This is a genomic window from Mesorhizobium sp. P2_A12 (assembly GCF_056405075.1).
The window spans coordinates 648,068-663,985 of the sequence record NZ_JBFUCU010000004.1 but is presented as its reverse complement, the minus strand read 5'-3'; the positions used below and the strand labels follow the sequence as shown (position 1 = coordinate 663,985).

14 protein-coding genes are annotated in these 15,918 nt (G+C 61.9%); all 14 read right to left on the bottom strand.

What is annotated here, in order from left to right:
- Positions 1 to 5 precede the first annotated feature (5 nt).
- On the bottom strand, positions 6 to 953 hold the full coding sequence (locus AC1DZU_RS13530; RefSeq protein ID WP_477285298.1) for an AEC family transporter: 948 nt from the start codon (positions 951 to 953) through the stop codon (positions 6 to 8).
- Positions 953 to 1,840 (bottom strand): triphosphoribosyl-dephospho-CoA synthase MdcB, encoded by an 888-nt coding sequence (mdcB, locus tag AC1DZU_RS13525; RefSeq protein WP_477285296.1) that lies wholly within the window; start codon positions 1,838 to 1,840, stop codon positions 953 to 955. Before mdcB ends, AC1DZU_RS13530 begins: the two co-directional genes overlap by 1 nt.
- Positions 1,837 to 2,595: a malonate decarboxylase holo-[acyl-carrier-protein] synthase gene (gene mdcG / locus AC1DZU_RS13520; protein WP_477285294.1), complete on the bottom strand. Its 759-nt coding sequence runs from the start codon at positions 2,593 to 2,595 to the stop codon at positions 1,837 to 1,839. The genes mdcB and mdcG overlap by 4 nt, the downstream gene beginning before the upstream one ends.
- Positions 2,492 to 3,214, bottom strand: a complete 723-nt coding sequence (gene mdcE, locus AC1DZU_RS13515) for a biotin-independent malonate decarboxylase subunit gamma (protein ID WP_477285292.1) — start codon at positions 3,212 to 3,214, stop codon at positions 2,492 to 2,494. The genes mdcG and mdcE overlap by 104 nt, the downstream gene beginning before the upstream one ends.
- Positions 3,201 to 4,145: a biotin-independent malonate decarboxylase subunit beta gene (locus tag AC1DZU_RS13510; protein WP_477285290.1), complete on the bottom strand. Its 945-nt coding sequence runs from the start codon at positions 4,143 to 4,145 to the stop codon at positions 3,201 to 3,203. The genes mdcE and AC1DZU_RS13510 overlap by 14 nt, the downstream gene beginning before the upstream one ends.
- A complete protein-coding gene (mdcC, locus tag AC1DZU_RS13505) occupies positions 4,142 to 4,459 on the bottom strand; it encodes a malonate decarboxylase acyl carrier protein (RefSeq protein ID WP_477285288.1) in 318 nt (105 codons plus the stop codon). The genes AC1DZU_RS13510 and mdcC overlap by 4 nt, the downstream gene beginning before the upstream one ends.
- A gap of 14 nt (positions 4,460 to 4,473) precedes the next feature.
- Positions 4,474 to 6,120 (bottom strand): malonate decarboxylase subunit alpha, encoded by a 1,647-nt coding sequence (gene mdcA / locus AC1DZU_RS13500; protein WP_477285286.1) that lies wholly within the window; start codon positions 6,118 to 6,120, stop codon positions 4,474 to 4,476.
- Positions 6,121 to 6,378: 258 nt separating this feature from the next.
- Positions 6,379 to 7,557 carry an NAD(P)/FAD-dependent oxidoreductase gene (locus AC1DZU_RS13495; RefSeq protein ID WP_477285284.1) on the bottom strand — a complete coding sequence of 393 codons (1,179 nt, stop codon included), beginning with the start codon at positions 7,555 to 7,557 and terminating at the stop codon, positions 6,379 to 6,381.
- Entirely contained in the window at positions 7,536 to 8,273 is a 738-nt protein-coding gene (locus AC1DZU_RS13490) for a methyltransferase domain-containing protein (RefSeq protein WP_477285282.1), read from the bottom strand. The genes AC1DZU_RS13495 and AC1DZU_RS13490 overlap by 22 nt, the downstream gene beginning before the upstream one ends.
- A gap of 1 nt (position 8,274) precedes the next feature.
- On the bottom strand, positions 8,275 to 9,408 hold the full coding sequence (locus tag AC1DZU_RS13485) for a type III polyketide synthase (protein ID WP_477285280.1): 1,134 nt from the start codon (positions 9,406 to 9,408) through the stop codon (positions 8,275 to 8,277).
- Positions 9,409 to 9,673: 265 nt separating this feature from the next.
- On the bottom strand, positions 9,674 to 11,518 hold the full coding sequence (locus tag AC1DZU_RS13480) for a mechanosensitive ion channel domain-containing protein (protein WP_477285278.1): 1,845 nt from the start codon (positions 11,516 to 11,518) through the stop codon (positions 9,674 to 9,676).
- 374 nt (positions 11,519 to 11,892) lie between these two features.
- Positions 11,893 to 13,209 carry a hypothetical protein gene (locus AC1DZU_RS13475; RefSeq protein WP_477285276.1) on the bottom strand — a complete coding sequence of 439 codons (1,317 nt, stop codon included), beginning with the start codon at positions 13,207 to 13,209 and terminating at the stop codon, positions 11,893 to 11,895.
- A gap of 119 nt (positions 13,210 to 13,328) precedes the next feature.
- Positions 13,329 to 14,339 (bottom strand): Lnb N-terminal periplasmic domain-containing protein, encoded by a 1,011-nt coding sequence (locus AC1DZU_RS13470; RefSeq protein ID WP_477285461.1) that lies wholly within the window; start codon positions 14,337 to 14,339, stop codon positions 13,329 to 13,331.
- A gap of 154 nt (positions 14,340 to 14,493) precedes the next feature.
- Positions 14,494 to 15,768, bottom strand: a complete 1,275-nt coding sequence (locus tag AC1DZU_RS13465) for an alpha/beta hydrolase (protein WP_477285459.1) — start codon at positions 15,766 to 15,768, stop codon at positions 14,494 to 14,496.
- Between the last annotated feature and the right edge of the window lie 150 nt (positions 15,769 to 15,918).

Sequence of the window (15,918 nt, the reverse complement as noted above, 5' to 3'; positions counted from 1 at the left end):
CGCCGCTATGGAAACATAATGGCGATGGCGATCGCCATCGTCACGATGCTCACGATGGTGCTGCCAATGACCATTGAGCCGACCGTCGAAGAGTCGAGCCGATAGCTCACGGAGAAAAGGATGCCGAAGAACCCTGCCGGCAGGGCAGCGAACAGGATCGCCGTCCTGGCGATCTCAAAGGGAACCGGCAGCAGGAGCACGATCGCGACCATCAGGAGAGGTCGAACGATGTCGGCCAATGCGGTCGCGCTCACGATCTTCCAGTTAAACTCGAACGATTGAGCAGACAAGATCAAGCCGGTCAGGAACAGCGCTACGCCGGCTGCGGCCTGCCCTATCACCGTCAGACAGGCTTCGATGACAGGATTGAGCGTCAGGCTGCATAGCGAGAGCAGGATTCCAAGCGCGGGGCCGAGAACAATGGGTTTTGTCAGCGCGCGCCTCAGCGCGTCGAACATCTGAGCGCCTGGCGTCTTGACGGCGCTCCCTTCCTCCAGGCGGCCCATTTCGGCGACAACCAGCGTGATCGGACTGATCAGGATCGAACCCGCGGCCATGGCAACGGCGACCGAGACCGGCCCCGTCGGTCCGAGCAGCGCAGATGCAATCGGCAGTCCGACGCCGCCAAGGTTGGGGAAGGCAACGGTCAGAGCCTGTACCGACGCGCCAACCTTGTCCGTCGCCAGGAAAAGCCGCGCGATGTAGTACCAGGCAAGATAGATCAGCAGCATGACCCCGCCGAAAATGGCGAAGAGCGGCGCCTGGACAAGCAGTTCGCCACGCGGGGCCGACGCGGTCGCCGCGAACAGGGATGCCGGCAGCGCGAAGCTCATGACGAGCGTGTTGAAGCCGTCGACATGATGGTTTTCGACGATGCCGAATCTTCCGGCTCCATAGCCGAGGGCCATCACGAAAAAGACCGGGGCGAGCGCCAGCAGGATTGTATTGGCCATCAGGCAAGCATCCTTTCCTGCGCGTCGACGAACAGGGTCATGGCAAGGAGGTCCGCTGAGCCCCCGGGACTGAGCCGACGGGCAACGAAGCTCTTATGCACAAAATGGGCGCGGTCTCGCCAGCCGGGTGCGCCGACGCCGCCCTGGTCGAGAAAGCGGCGCGCGGCTCGACGCGCAAAGCCGAGACCGGAGAGGCCGCCGCGGTGCAGCAGAGTGGTGTCCTCGACAACCGCAACGAGCGCGAAACATGTTTCGATACGCTGAGCTTCGGCGTCGTCGGGAGCCTCAAGGACGCTCTTTCGCAGGGTGGGCAGGCCGACATGATAAATGCTGGGGAATCCGAGGGCAGCCTCGATCCGCGCACCACCAGCGCCGAAGCGGCGACGGGCCACCTGACCGTGGCTCTGAGGAACCATCGGTCCTTCGAATATGCCGCGGGCCCATAGCCGCAGGACCACAGTTCCCAACGACAGCGTGGGATCCACCTGCCCGCCGATCCTCGCGCCGGCGGCCGCGCATAGCAGGCCCAATCCGAATATGGCGCCGCGATGGGTGTTGACCCCCGACGTCGCCGCAAGCATGGCTGCCTCGGCATCGAGACCGATTTCCCTCAAGGCGCCCATCGCGCGGCCGGCGGCGCCGGCTTCCGCCAAAGCCTGGAAGTACGGCCCGATGGCCGCGGCGCTGGCGCGAAATGTGCCGGCATCCATGTCTTCATGGCTGCCGGAATCGATGTGGCTTACAAGGCCCGGCTTGGGCCACGTCTCCAGCTCGTCGAGAAGGCAACGCACCGCGCTCGCGGCGATGGCCGCGGCATCCGGAAAACGTGGTACCAGCACCTTTGACGCAAGCGGCCGCTCCGTGCCGAAAGCAAGGGCGACGGTCACGATGGCATCCCTTCAGAAAGAAAAAGCTGGGCGTCGAGCAACGCCACATCGCTGACGGTCTTGACCAGAACCTCGTGCGGGCCGGCGTGAAGCTCCCGCCAGTTCGCGGCCGCGCCGTCATGGCGGATCAGCTCACCATCCAGCCGCATCGGCGCGGCCGCCTCGATCCGCGCCAGATCGGCGGTCAGGCGGCTAAGATCCGTGTCGCGATTGACCTGCAGCAGGAGGTCGAGATCGGAGCGGTCGGTCAGATAGTCCAATCCTGTGACGACAGCCAAGGCAAGGCTGCCGAAGACCCTTGCTTCCACACGATGCCGTGAGGCGATATCTTCAAGCTTGGCGAGCGTGGGTCGCCAGGCGCGTGGCGCCGACAGGCCGGCGGACCGCAGCGAGGGCGGCGGAGACTTCGACAGGATATCCTCGTGCTGCATGAGAAACGAAAATCGCTTCTTTCCGGCGAAGTACGGCAGCGCAAGGCCCAAAGGCACGCCATGCCCCTCACCCGGCATGGCACGTCGTCTAATGAGCGGCCAGCCTCTATCGACCCAAGATGAGGCGAGCTCGTTCGCGGCGACATCGCTGCGTGTCAGCATCAGCGAACGCCACGCCGCCGGCCCGACGAATATCAGATCGTGACGCCGCATCGGCAGTTCACAGAGCTTGAAGTGCGAGTTCACGGACGCGCTCCGCGATGGCGTATGCCTTCGGCCGACCGCCGCGCTCCATGCCGAGCGCATCTCGGCGGTCGCGCGCATCCGGCATGTTCGCCAGAAGTGAGTCCAGTTGCTCAGCCAGCGGGGCAGCCTCGTCCCAGGTGAGATGAACAGCGCCTGTCTGAGCAAGATTTCGCAAGCCCGGAGCAAACACCGGCGTGGACTTCGCCTTTTCCTGCAAAACCTCGATCGATAGCTTCGTCACCCTGGCCATGGATGGCAGATCCATCACCGCCGGATCGGCGGACGGCAGCCCCACCAGCACGCGGGTGGCCAGCGCCGTGGCGAGGAGGGCGCCGGCTGCGGAGTGGCCGTAGAGAAGACCGATGGCGGGCCGCCCACGCATATCCGCATAGATGAGGGACTTGGCGAGATGAGCTAGGAACTCGTTCAACCCCAAAAGCTCGTCCCGCTTGCTCATCCGCTGGCTGTCACTGTCCGCCAGGACGAGGATCGGGGCGTTTCCGTTCTCAACCGACGCCAGGACGTAATTCGAAAGGCGGATGGCCTCGTCCACGCCGAGCGCGGTCCGGTCCGCGACGCCGATGACGAGCGCCCGGCCACCCGATCGCAGTGCACCCGAACCTGACAGAACTCCGCCGCTATTTTTCACGTCGTGGCCGTCGGGAAACAGCGAGGCGAGAATGTCATCGAGCGTCACGGCTGGACCTCCGGACTTTGTCAGCGAGAGCGATGAACTGGTCAGCGGGCAGCGCGGGAATGGAAACGGCGTCAGGAATGCCCTCTGCCGTCCAGATATCGACCGCATCCGGACAGGCGCCGAAGCGCCGCAACCGATCTTCAAGGCGAGATTGCTCGGCCTTCAAAGTGTCGATGCCGAAGGCGCGGATTGAACTGAGCAGCTCCAGCGCGGCGTCGCGAAAGTCCTGGACAGTATCATCGACGAAGACTTCGGCGCCGCCGAGGAGCCGGCGATGCTTGCCGCCCATGGTCCGCCAGACCAGAGCCCGGTCACGGGAGTCGAACTCGTCGACACCGCGATTGGTCTCGATCACCTCGGGACCGGACACCGAAATGCGACCCTGCTCGGAGACCGCCAACGCAGAACAGCAACCAGCGATCAAACCGCCGCCGCCATAGCATCCGGCCCGGCCGCCGATCAGCCCGATCACTTTCACACCTGCGGTTCGCGCCTCGATCACTGCGCGCATGATTTCGGCAATGGCAAGCTCGCCTGCATTGGCCTCCTGCAGGCGCACACCGCCCGTATCGAACAGGATCAGCACCGGAACGGACCCAATATCGCGCGCGGCGCGCAACAGGCCGGTCAGCTTCGCACCGTGAACTTCACCGAAAGCACCGCCCATGAAACGGCCCTCCTGTGCTGCGACAAACACCGGCGAACCGTCGAGCCTGCCGCGTCCCACAACGATGCCATCGTCGAACTGCTCGGGAAGATCGAAGAGCTTGAGATGCGGACTGACCTCGCGCTTCTCCGGTCCGATGAACTCGACAAGGCTTCCGGGATCGAGCAGCAGCCGGACCCGTGTCCGCGCCGAGGACTCATACCAGCTTGCGGTGCGATCCAGTTCCACCGAAGACTTGGTTCTCTGTGTGTGAGAGGCGCTCATTGGTCGTCCTCCTCCATCAGCCGGGCCGCTTGCGCCAGCCTAAGGGACACGGTGTCGGGACGCGCTCCGCCGTCATTGATGGAGAACCGGAGCCCGCCAGGCGAATAGCCTTTGACGAAGTCTGCGATCACGGCATCCCACACTTCGCCGAAGCCCGCGGCAGCAGTCCTGATCTCCACCAGGCATTCGGAGTCGGGCAGCACGCGTTCGGCCAGAACTTCGAGATTGCCGGACGCAACAACGCCGATGACGGCCAGTTTCCTCGTGCCGGCCCCCCGCTGGCGGGTGGTGTGGCGGAAGCTCAGGTCCTCCATGGCGGCTGTCCTTCTCACCAGTTGCGGAATCTTGAGGGCGGCGCGTAGAGCCCGCCCGACCAATGGACAAGATCCTTGATGGAGCGCGCCGCCAGCATGCTCCGGTCGGCGTCGAGCGGATTGATACCGATATCTTCAGGACGGCGGATGGCACCGCGCTCGCGCAGGTGCTGGACCATCTTAGCGTCGCGGCCACGACCGACGTCGGTGTATCCCGCCACCCCGCGGATCGCCTGCTCGCGCTCCCTGGCATCACGACAGAGCAGCAGATTGGCGATGCCTTCCTCCGTGACGATGTGCGTTACGTCGTCGCCGTAGATCATCACCGGCGCCAGCTCGAGATTCAGCCTTTCGGCGAGTTCCAGAGCATCGAGCCTCTCGACGAACAGCGGCACGTTCTTTTCGCCGAAGGTCTCGCCGATCTGCACGACCAGCTTGCGGCCACGGCGCAGCAGCGTTGACCCCTCGGGATCGGCTTCCCTGCCGGCCTGCAGCCAGGGCTCGCTCGGATGTCGCCGCCCGCGCGCATCAGAGCCCATGTTCGGCGCCCCGCCAAAGCCGGCGATGCGCGACGTGGTGACGGTGGAGGAATTGCCCTGAAGATCGATCTGCAGCGTCGAGCCGATGAACATGTCACAGGCATAAAGGCCGGCTGTCTGGCAGAAGGCCCGGTTAGAGCGCAGCGAACCGTCGGATCCGGTAAAGAAGATATCGGATCGGGCGCGGATGTACTCATCCATGCCGACCTCGGAACCGAAGCAGTGGATCTGCTCGAGCCAGCCGGATTCGATGGCCGGGATCAACGCAGGATGAGGGTTTAGCGCGAAATGGCTCGCCACCTTGCCCTTCAGTCCGAGTTTCTCGCCATAGGTCGGCAAGAGGAGTTCGATCGCGGCGGTGTTGAAGCCGATCCCGTGGTTCAATCGCTTGACACCGTAGGGCGCGTAGATGCCCTTGATCGCCAGCATGCCGGTCAGGATCTGCGACTCGGTGATTGCAGCGGGATCGCGCGTGAACAGCGGTTCGACGAAGAACGGCTTGTCGGCCTCGACAACGAAATGCACCCGGTCCCCCGGTATGTCGACGCGCGGAACCTTGTCGACGATCTCGTTCACTTGGGCGATAACGACGCCGTTCTTGAAGGCTGTGGCCTCCACGACGGTCGGCGTATCTTCGGTGTTAGGCCCGGTGTAGAGGTTCCCGTCACGGTCGGCGCTGACTGCAGCGATCAGCGCGACGTTCGGAGTGAGGTCGATGAAGTAGCGCGCGAATAGCTCAAGATAAGTGTGGACCGCACCGAGCTCGATCTTGCCGCCGAACAGCATCTTCGCGATGCGCGCCGACTGCGGGCCGGAGTAGGCATAGTCGAGCTTCTTTGCCACGCCGCGGTCGAATAGATCGAGATGCTCCGGCAGCACGACGCCGGACTGCACCATGTGCAGGTCCCGCACCTTGGCTGGATCGACAGCAAGGAGGGCGGCGCAGAGCAGATCCGCCTGTTTCTGGTTGTCGCCCTCCAGGCAGACGCGATCGCCAGGGCGGACCACCGCCTCCATCAGTCTGGTGGCGTCGCGCGCATCGACGACCTTGCCCTTCGCCAGCCTCGCGCCGGCTTGGATACGGGCGTTGCGCGCCTCCCGGCCACGCTGCCAGGTCGTCATCGTCTTTGCTCCTCCAGCAGGCTCCGGATTGCTGGCCGAAATTTATTCGCGGAGCTCCCTGGAGTATTTCCTCAAGCAACCATATTTTCGACTTCGCACGCTGCCGAACCCGGCAATTGCATAACAGCGCGAACGTTGTCCGGTCCCTCGACTTCGCAACCGTCTTCTGATCGATGCCGCAGCGCTTGGCTACAGGGGCTGAAGGCCGATCCAAAGCATGCCATTGTTGGTCGGAGTGGAGCGATCAACGTGGAACGATCAACGTGGAACCGGCAGCGCTTTCGTCTTGCCTGACAGTCTGGCTCCGATCGCCAGACTTTGGGGAAACCAACTGACGAAAGCCCTCATCGCCGCAGCGGATTGAGGGAGGGCTGCAATGCGTGCCAAAACGGTGGCGGTGCGAATGCGGGTTGCGAATTGTCTGTTCCAGGCCTTTGAGTAGCGACTGCCGGCGGCAACGCGCGCCTCGCGATCCCACCGGTCGAACCTGGCCAATTCGGTGGCCAACAGCCAGCCGGACTGCAAGGCCATGGAGATGCCTTCGGCGATGATGGGATGGGACTCGCCGGCAATGTTGCCGACCCGAAATATATCGTCGGCAAAACGCGGACGAATGCCAGGGCGTATAGGCCCGGCGGCAAGCCATTCGCCATCGAGCGTTGCGCCCCCGATCGCGGAAACCGTACCAGGACAGGATGCCACGATGTGCGCGTGAACGGCCTGGCCCGCCGACAAGGCACCACTTTTCTCACGCAACCTGGCCAATACATCGCGGCGTATGCAGCAGGACACCGACATCCTGTCCTGATCCGTCCACACCATGCCGCCATAGCCGCCCGGAAATACCAGGAGAGGCATGAGGTCTCGGGCGAGCGAAGCTCCTTTGAAATGCGCCTTGAAGCCGAATAGATCGTGAGGCGCACTGCTTTTTGGGAGGTTGGTCGGAAGCTTTCCCTGCTCCCAAGAGCCATGCGCGGCTATCACGACTGGCGCAGCGAGAACCCTCTGATCGCCTTTGCCGCTGATCCGGACTGCGGCGTTCTCCCCATCGCTGATGATCTTCACCGCGCGGTAAGGCTGAAAAACTTCGGCTCCGGCGCTGCGGGCGGCGTCCAAAAGGATGCCATCCAGAACGTCGCGCCCAAGTGCACGCCCAAAAGCGTCTCCCGCTGCCCGGGGCATGCCCGCGTCAATGCCAGGGCCCGACGCAAACAATGCAACTCGCCTGACTTCCGGGCCTGCCTTGGCGCGAATCGCGGCACCCGCCCCCAAACGGTCCAACAGCTCCAGATTGACTGCCGACATGAACTCGCCGCAGACTTTTCGGCGCGGGAATTCGCTTCGTTCGATGATGGCGATCGCGCGCCCCTGGCCGCACAAAGCCAAGGCCACGGACGAGCCACTTGGCCCGGCACCTATGACAATGGCATCGTACATCGCGGGAGCGGTTCCTTAGGGATGACGCTGAAAGCGTGGGTAAACGGGCCAATCCTGCGTTCTTCACACTGCTGGCTTGAGCCCGATGGCCACAGGCTGGAAAGTTCATTGCCCGCGAACCCCGCGCGGACGCTCGCGGCTGCATCGTGCATGGTCACCTCGTTTGCGCCAATGACGCGTAGGAGGGAGCACATTCTCAAGGCACTTGCGTTTCGGCTTGGCTCGGTGGCGAGGAACACCGGTGCCCGCGAACGAAGCGCTGCAAACAGAACCTTCAAGTCCGCGTCGGAAAAATGGTGGAGGAACAGATTGGCCGAGACAACGTCGTACGCGCCGGCGCCGGGCTTTGCGATCCAGTCAAAGACGTCATCGGTGACGGTTTCAACTCGCCATCCGAGTGCGGCGAAGTCCGCGCGCCGTTTGTCTGAGATGAGGTTGACCTGGTCAAGCATGACCAGGTCCACATCGGTCCATCTCCTGGCGAAACGTCTTGCAACCGAGAGCATGAATGCTCCGTCGCCGGAGCCGAGTTCCAGAATCCTGGTAGGCGTTTTGCGCACGTTCGCCTTCAAGAGACCAGACATGATCGCGCTCTGAAACATCAGCGCGTTTATCCAAACGAGGTCGCGCCGGGACCCGATTGCCCTCGGATCGTCGGGGGGCAGCATATCGAGCAGTTCCGGCTCGATCCGACGGCGGTCGAGATCTTTGGTCAACTCAGGCATTGCCGGCCGTATGGAACATCATCGTCTCAGCCGTCAGGCCGGGTCCGAATGCCATGGCACAACCCACGCGGTCTTCCGTGAACTCGCGCAGCATTCGCTCAAGCACGAACATGACGGTGGCTGAAGACATGTTTCCGTTTTCGCGAAGGACCTCGCGCGACATCGACAAAGCACCGGGATGGAGATTCAGCGCGCGCTCCACAGCATCGAGTATCGAGCGCCCGCCTGGGTGGACAGCCCAGAGATCAACGCTTCCGACGCTGCTGGCTCCCAGAATGCTGCCGATACCAGTGGCGAGCACACCTTGAATTGCGCCAGGGACTTGTCCCGACAAAACCATGTCGAAACCGTCGTCGCGAATGCCCCAGGTCATCAGGTCGCGGCTGTCGGCGGCGACGATCGCGTGAAAACTATCCAGGCCGATCCCGAATGGGCGGGCAGTCACCGACGCGGCCGCGCAACCATCACCCCAGAGGCAGAAGGACAGCAGTTTTTCGAGATCGCTGGTCTCCCTGAGATGGAGCGTACAGAGTTCAATACAGACGATTACAACGTGAGCCTCGGGTTCGGACCGGATGATGTGCCGTGCCAGCTTGAGCGCGTTGATTGCCGCGTAGCATCCCATGAAGCCGATGATCGTGCGCTCGACGGTGGTCGGCAAATTGCATCGAGCAATTATCTCCAGATCGATACCGGGGGCGGAGAAACCGGTGCACGTTGTCACGATCAAATGCGTGACGGTCGTCCTGTCCTTATCCTGGAGGAGCCGCTCCACGGCTTGCTGGGCGAGAACCGGCGCAGCGGCCGCAAACATCTCCATGCGTGTCGCCGTTCCTGGAAATGCACCCCGCTTGAAAACGCCCGCCATGTCCACACTCGGACCCTCGGGATCGTCGGCAGGGGCAAAGCACGAATAGCGATGCTCAATCCCACCCTTGTCTGCCATGCGATTGAAAATCGCGCGGCGACGGGGGTTTGCCGTCAACTGAGAGCCAGCAAACTGCAGGAAGAACCTGTGAACGCTGTGGTCCGGGACGGCCGTCGCAATTCGGTTGATGAAAGCTTGAGCGCGCATTTTTTCCTTGGCTTGCCGCCGCAAGCCTATGGTGACCGAGGAAAGCGCCATGTGTTGGAGGCTCGCAGCGGATCTGCGCCTTCGACGGCAATGGCAAACTCTATTGTGGTAAACGCTCAGAACCCACAAATGCTTCCCTTGGACCCTGCTGTTCTCCAAATTTCAGACCCATGCTGTTGGATCGCAACCGAAACCTCGCTGGACAACGAATGTTTTGCGCGGTTTGCCCACAAGCACCATGAAGCCCGGCAAACCGATCTCGGGAGGTTTGCCAGTCACGCCTACAGCGCGGTAAGGCCTTTCCGCTTGTCCAAGATCAGGCCGCTCCAGGATTGGATGTCAGTGGCTTTGGGACGGCCTGAATGCCGTTTTCCTGAAATGCCTGGTGCACGGCGATCAAAGCGGCGCGGCGGATCATGAAGTGTCTGCCCGCTTTCGCCTTGAATTTGGCCCGGATGACCAGCGTGCCGTCCTCGACCTCGCCAATTCCCTGGCTCTTGAACGGCTCGAGCATGTCTCCGGCAAGTTCCGGGTTGGCCGACATATCCTGGCCGATCTTCTTGAAAATCTTGCGGACTTTTTCGACATCGGTGTTGAATGCAACGCGAAAGGTCAGTTTCTCGATCATCCAGTCGCGGCTGAAATTCTGGATCTTGCCGATCTCGCCATAGGGAATTGTCGCCAAGGCACCGCGCTGATGGCGCAGGGAAACCGACCGGACCGAGATTTTTTCTACGGTCCCCTTGGCGCCTGACGTTTCGATGTATTCGCCGAAGCGGAATGCATCGTCGATCAGGAAAAACAGCCCGGAGACCAGGTCCTTCACCAGCGTCTGCGAGCCGAAGCCGATGGCCAGCCCGAACACGCTCAAGCCGGCGATCAGCGGCCAGACATTGACCCCGATCGACACCAGGACCGAGAGCAGCGCCAAGGCCAGAATGCTCGATTTGCCGACCGCGCTGATCAGCGGCACCAGCGTGCCCAGCCGTGAACGCGGCGCACCCAGCGCCTCCTCGTCACCACCTACGGCAGGCAACTCCGCGCGCAATGCCCGAGCCGTCGCTGTGCCGACCACGTTCCACAGAAACGCCGCCACCAACATGATCAGCGCCACACCGGATGCGCCCTTGGCGACCTCTCGCAGATCTGTGCCGAACCCGGCAGCCAGCGGTGTCGCCCATAGCGTTCCCAACATGGCAATCATGATAGCCACAACGGTGAAGCGGGCGGTCTGTCGTCCTGCCGCTGCCAAGATCGAGATGTCAGGAGACTCCAATCCGCGCTGCGCCCAGTTCCCTATCATTGCGTCGAGATGCGGCGCGGCGAGAAATATCAACCCGGTCAGCAGAACGGCCGACCCACGAAGCGATGCCCCGAGGGTTAGCGCGGCCTGAGTGCTGAGAAAGGTGATTATCAGGAACGCGATCACGATTGCCGGCCACATTTTGGCGAGACGGGTGCGCCAGCGGCTTCTCGGGCGCGGACCGGCCACGGCGGCTGCCATTGTGCGTCTGTGCCGCCATACCGCCCATGCAAACAGAACGTAGATCGGAATTGCCAGGCTTGTTCGCAACAGGTCCCCCAAGGCCGGCCCGACGGTCCAGAGCCGCAACGTCGCGATCAGCGCGGTGCCGATGATCGCCAGGCCAATGGCAAGCGAGAGGTCGCGCACGAGCGCCGCCAGATGGGCGGAGTGCTCCACGAACTCGGTTCGCCGCGATGCCATCAACAGTGATCTGACGGCGGCGAGGATGATGAAGCCGAGCACGGTCACCACCGTCCAAAGGTGAAGGGTTTGCAAAGGCACGCCAGAACCCGCCAGCAGCCGCGCAGCGATGAAACCGACCACCAGCGCCACGAAAATAGCCGCCACGCCCGCGAAGAATCTGCGCCATGCACCACCTGTGGCACTCGCCTTGGCCAACCGCCGGGCGAGCAGGATGAACACGCCGGCCACGAGCGCGACAACCAACACAATCTCGAACAGGAGCCCAAGGAGAGACGTTCCCCCGGCCGCAAGCGAGGCCCTCAGGTTTTCAAGCTCGACGGGGACGTCGCCCAAAGCGGCAAACCGCGCGAACAGTCCGGAGACGAAACGATCGGCGAGCTGTTCGAAGCCCGAAATCAACGAAGTAACGTCCGGTTCCGCTGTAGTGTCCACGATTTCCCCCTCTTCAGCGCCGCGGAAGCCAGTTCTGGCGGTCGCGGCCGTGTCTCGCTATCCAGCGCTCGACCGTCGCACAATTCAAGCTTCTTTTCTGCCCTGACCTTTTGCCCCGCGCAGGGTCCGGGCGCACTGAACGTGCCGGCCCCAAGCGCAACAACCGCGCCGATGTCGTCGGTCTGATTGGTGATGCCTATCAGGCGTTTTCTGTGGCTTTCTTCTGGCTCGACTTTTGGAAAACCAACATCTCATTCGGCTCTCTATTTGACGCCTCACCGTAAGCAAGTACGCAAACGACAATAGCCCATTCGACGGTAGTGTTTCATCGTAGCGGAGCGCGAGTGTTGAGAAGTTTGCGCGACATACCATCGCTAGCTGGGAGGCATCGCCGCGAGGAAGCCACAGGCCAGCAGATATTCATAAAGATGCCGTAGAGGCGGTGCGGGACGCAACTGATCGGCACCGATCCATTGCCCGCTGCCGTCAACCTCCCATCCGCGTCCCAGGTCGGTGTTGAGCAGGTGAAGCAACTCCTCGCGAGGGCACGGATAGGCCAGCACGCGCACGTCGGAGCCGAAAAGCCGCGCGATACCCTCGAGCAGGCGGCCTTCCAGGTGCTGGTATCTCACCTCGTCGAAAATCCGTATCAACGCAGGCAGCGGCACGGCAAAACGCAACGGAGCCTGCGTATATCGACGCACGAATGCGGTCGTGCGGTACAACTGGCGATGCTGCGTCATCATCGCTGCACCCTTGCCCAGTGCAGGAAGCGGCGCGTTGGAATCGACGACCGTCAGGCGTACATCGATGACATCCTTCACGTCAGGATTGCTCGCGACCTCATGGCGGAGCGTTCCCAGACACTGTGCAACCGCCTCGGGAGAAAGGTCGTCACGCGAGTCGCTTGCCAACGGCACGATTACCACAGACTTTTTATACAGAAATTCGTTGGCAGCGACGGCCGCACCATCACCGTCCAGCGTCACCGCCTCGGCCCGGCCGCCGCGTGCCATGGCCGTATGCAGTTCGTGCATGTCGCAACCCGCGAACGCGCTGCCTCGCATCACGATCTGATCAATTTCGAGGCGATCATCTGCAAGGTTGTCGAACATCCTCGCAGGCAAATCTCCGGGCGCAGCCCGCTCATTCAGCAGCGCATGCAGCAGGTTCACACCCAGAATGCCCACCGCCTCCTGCTGAAGCAGGTTGGCGTTGTCGCGAAGGTTTGCGTGCAGCAGAATGTCGCTCGCCTCAGCCCTCGGCTGATCCTGAAAGCGGACGCCGATCCAGCCGTGGCAATCGTTGGTGCCGGCAAAGTTGCGGGCCGCGATGGTATCGGCGAAAGCGAACAAACGCGTGTCTTTGCCCCGGGCCTCACCGACCTGTTGCACGAGCGACTTCCATTCACGATCGAGCATCGCCTTAAGCCGCTGCCCGGACACGTAGCGCGTTCCTGAGCCGTAAAGGTCGTCGCTCACTTCCTTGTCGTAGGCTGAGATGGTCTTGGCCACCGTGCCCGACGCGGCGCCAACGCGCAGAAACCATCGTGCCACTTCCTGACCCGCGCCGATCTCGGCGAACGATCCGAAACTCGTCGCATCGAGATTGACCTCCAGCGCCTTCTGATACGTATTTACAACGTTATCATCGGATCGATCGGTCACATCGGTAGTGGCAGAATGATGCATGAGGCCTCTTCTCTTGTAGGAAGTAGCAACACTGCCCTCGACGCTAGTGCAAATTGATCCGTCCGGCCAGTTGCTCGCTCTCCACCAATCGGCACGCCCACCTGCGAGCCCTTCCCAGATCAATTGCCAAGGCCTGGAGACGGCACGCCAACCCGGATCAATCTCGAAAAATCCGGCGAAAGGCCCGACTTCCGCGCACGGTCGTCTATGTGGGCCAACTCCCGCAAGGTCGACAATGGCAAGCGAGTGTCGAGCGCACCGCGGTCGTACGCATAGTCAGGAAGATAACCGTTAACAATGAGCCGCCAGTCGAATGGAACAACGTCGCCGACTGCTCGCTTCATCTTGACGATCGTCGTCGTGCAGTTCGTCGTGATGGAATTGTAGAATGCAGGCTTCGTGGAAAGTGCATTTGCGTCCGAGACGTATTCCAGCAGAAGCGTCCGGGCCGCGTCAGGCGATGCTTTCAGGCGATAGATCTGGACATCCTCTCCCCGAACATTTGACCTGACGCCGACCACGTCTCGCTCGTCGGCCGCGATAATAACCAAGGGATTGCTCTTGAACAGATCCGCTACGGGCGAGAACTCGCCACCGACACGGCGCCGCACCTCAATGGACCAGGCAAGATAGTCACCGCCCGAGAAGCCAAAGCTCATGATGACGTGGGCCATTTTCGGTCCAGCCCAATAGGACATGAAGAGGTCGGCGGTCTGAACCGTGGAAAGGTCGTAGGTTCGGGTTGTCCAACGTTCGGTGAAATCGGTGTCGCTGCGCCATTCGAAGTCGCGCACGTCTTTCAGCGTTAACAGGTTTCCATCGCGGGTGCCGGTTGCCTGACGGGCCACATCTGGAGCCCAGTCGGCGTCGCCCAAAGGCTTGATGGTGCTCCACCAGACCAGAACCGCAGCAAACGCGGCGAGAAACAGGACGAGCGCCCGGAAGCGAAAACGGCTGAACAGCGCGATGATCGTGCCGAGGCCGAACAAGATGAAAAGGGCGCAGGCCGCAGCCCGACCAAGCTCTCCCGCAGGCAGACGATACCACATGGCAAATCCGGCCCAGACGGCCACGGCGGCAATGGCGAGCGACAAGATAATGGCGAACGAGATTCGAGCGATGCGACGCATCATTCCCCCTTCCAGCCCTACGGTACCAACAGCGGCGTCTCTTCAGGGGCGGCCGGAGTCGCTTGCTGCCGTCCGAATGCCATTCTCACGGAGCGTTCGAAGCACTTCGAGATGGAGCATCATTAAGCCTCGCTGCAGGCCTGGTCTGGAATAACTACTTCTTGCAACCTTTCGTGGAGGTCGCCGGCAAAGTACAATCCTTGTTTGTTTTGTTGGCCTGTCTGCTTGGAGAGCCGGTCAAATTCTCGACCTCGTTGCCGTAGTTTTCTCTGGTGTTCTGATCGACCACCGCAACGGGTGCCGAAATCACCAACCCTGCGGCACTGCCAGCCGCAGCCGCCGCGCCGGTCGTCGCTTGCACGATCGTGTCGCCAAGGCCCACCCTGCTGTCGGTCAGGGTCTGGCCGGCAGCCATCCGCGCCCCAATCAATTGCACGATCTGCGGTGACGAGGCGAACTTGCCGTGGTTCAGACTGTCGCCGGATTTGACCTTCGTCAGGTCGATGACGGTTACATTGTTGCTCGAGAGTTCTTCCTTGTATGGAGCCTCTTCCGGATTGATGGAGCCGAGCCGGGGGATGTTGCCCCAGACCCGTCGCGAAAATGCGAGCGCCCGGTCATCCTGCGAGACAAAGAGGGTGAACTGGGGGTGCTGTTTGCCCATGTCGGCAATCTGTGTGCGGAACACGTCGACATCGACGTCTGGTGCGGCCAGCATGACGTTCTTGAACTTCGCCGGCAGGCCGCCATTGCGGATGGCCATCTGGCGCAAGGATTCCAACGCAAGCCAGTTGCCCATCGAATGGGCGAGGATCGAAACCTCTTTTACTTCGGGATCGTGAGCGAGATATTGGAACAGCGTCTCGAGCGCATCTCGCGTGTAGTTGGTGCTCTCGCGATCGTAGCCATAGGCCAGAGTACTGCCTCGGGAAGGCCATGTGACCAGGATCGGTGCGCTGTCGGTGCCCGTATCGTGAGCGATCTGCGCAAAGCGATAAAGGGAGTCTTCGAAGCGGTTGTTGAAGCCATGGATGAAGACCAGCACGCTGTGGTCCGGGCTCTTCGTGACAGAGGCGTGTAGCCATTCCTTCGCGCCATCCCGTGTGAGTTCTTCGGCTTTCACCACCGCGAAATCGGTAGCCGGGTTTGACGGCAGCTTCTTGGGCCAGGCGACTTCGCCGACCTTGCGCACCGATGCTGGTGGGATAGACACCGTAACGTCCGCGAATGAAGGAGCCAGTCCGCGCTCGCCCGTATACATCTCGGCCGGATTGGCGGAGCGAGCCCGCGTCGTCGTCACCAGCATCTCCACCTTGCTGGATGACGGGGAGGTATCGGCTACGGGTAACAGCACGTTCGTCGGACGAGACGCGCAGCCGCCAAGCAGGCCGATCAGTGCGAATGCCAGCAACGCACGGGGGATACACATGAATTTGAACTCGCCTGCAAAGCCGGCTTCCAAAACGTCCCCCTCACGTGTGCAACGTCAACAAGCCGGCTCGGATACTGCTTGTCACCAATCGAAGTCAGTTGACTATGATTGCCACGACAGTGGCACCCAAGAACTGATCGGCACGCC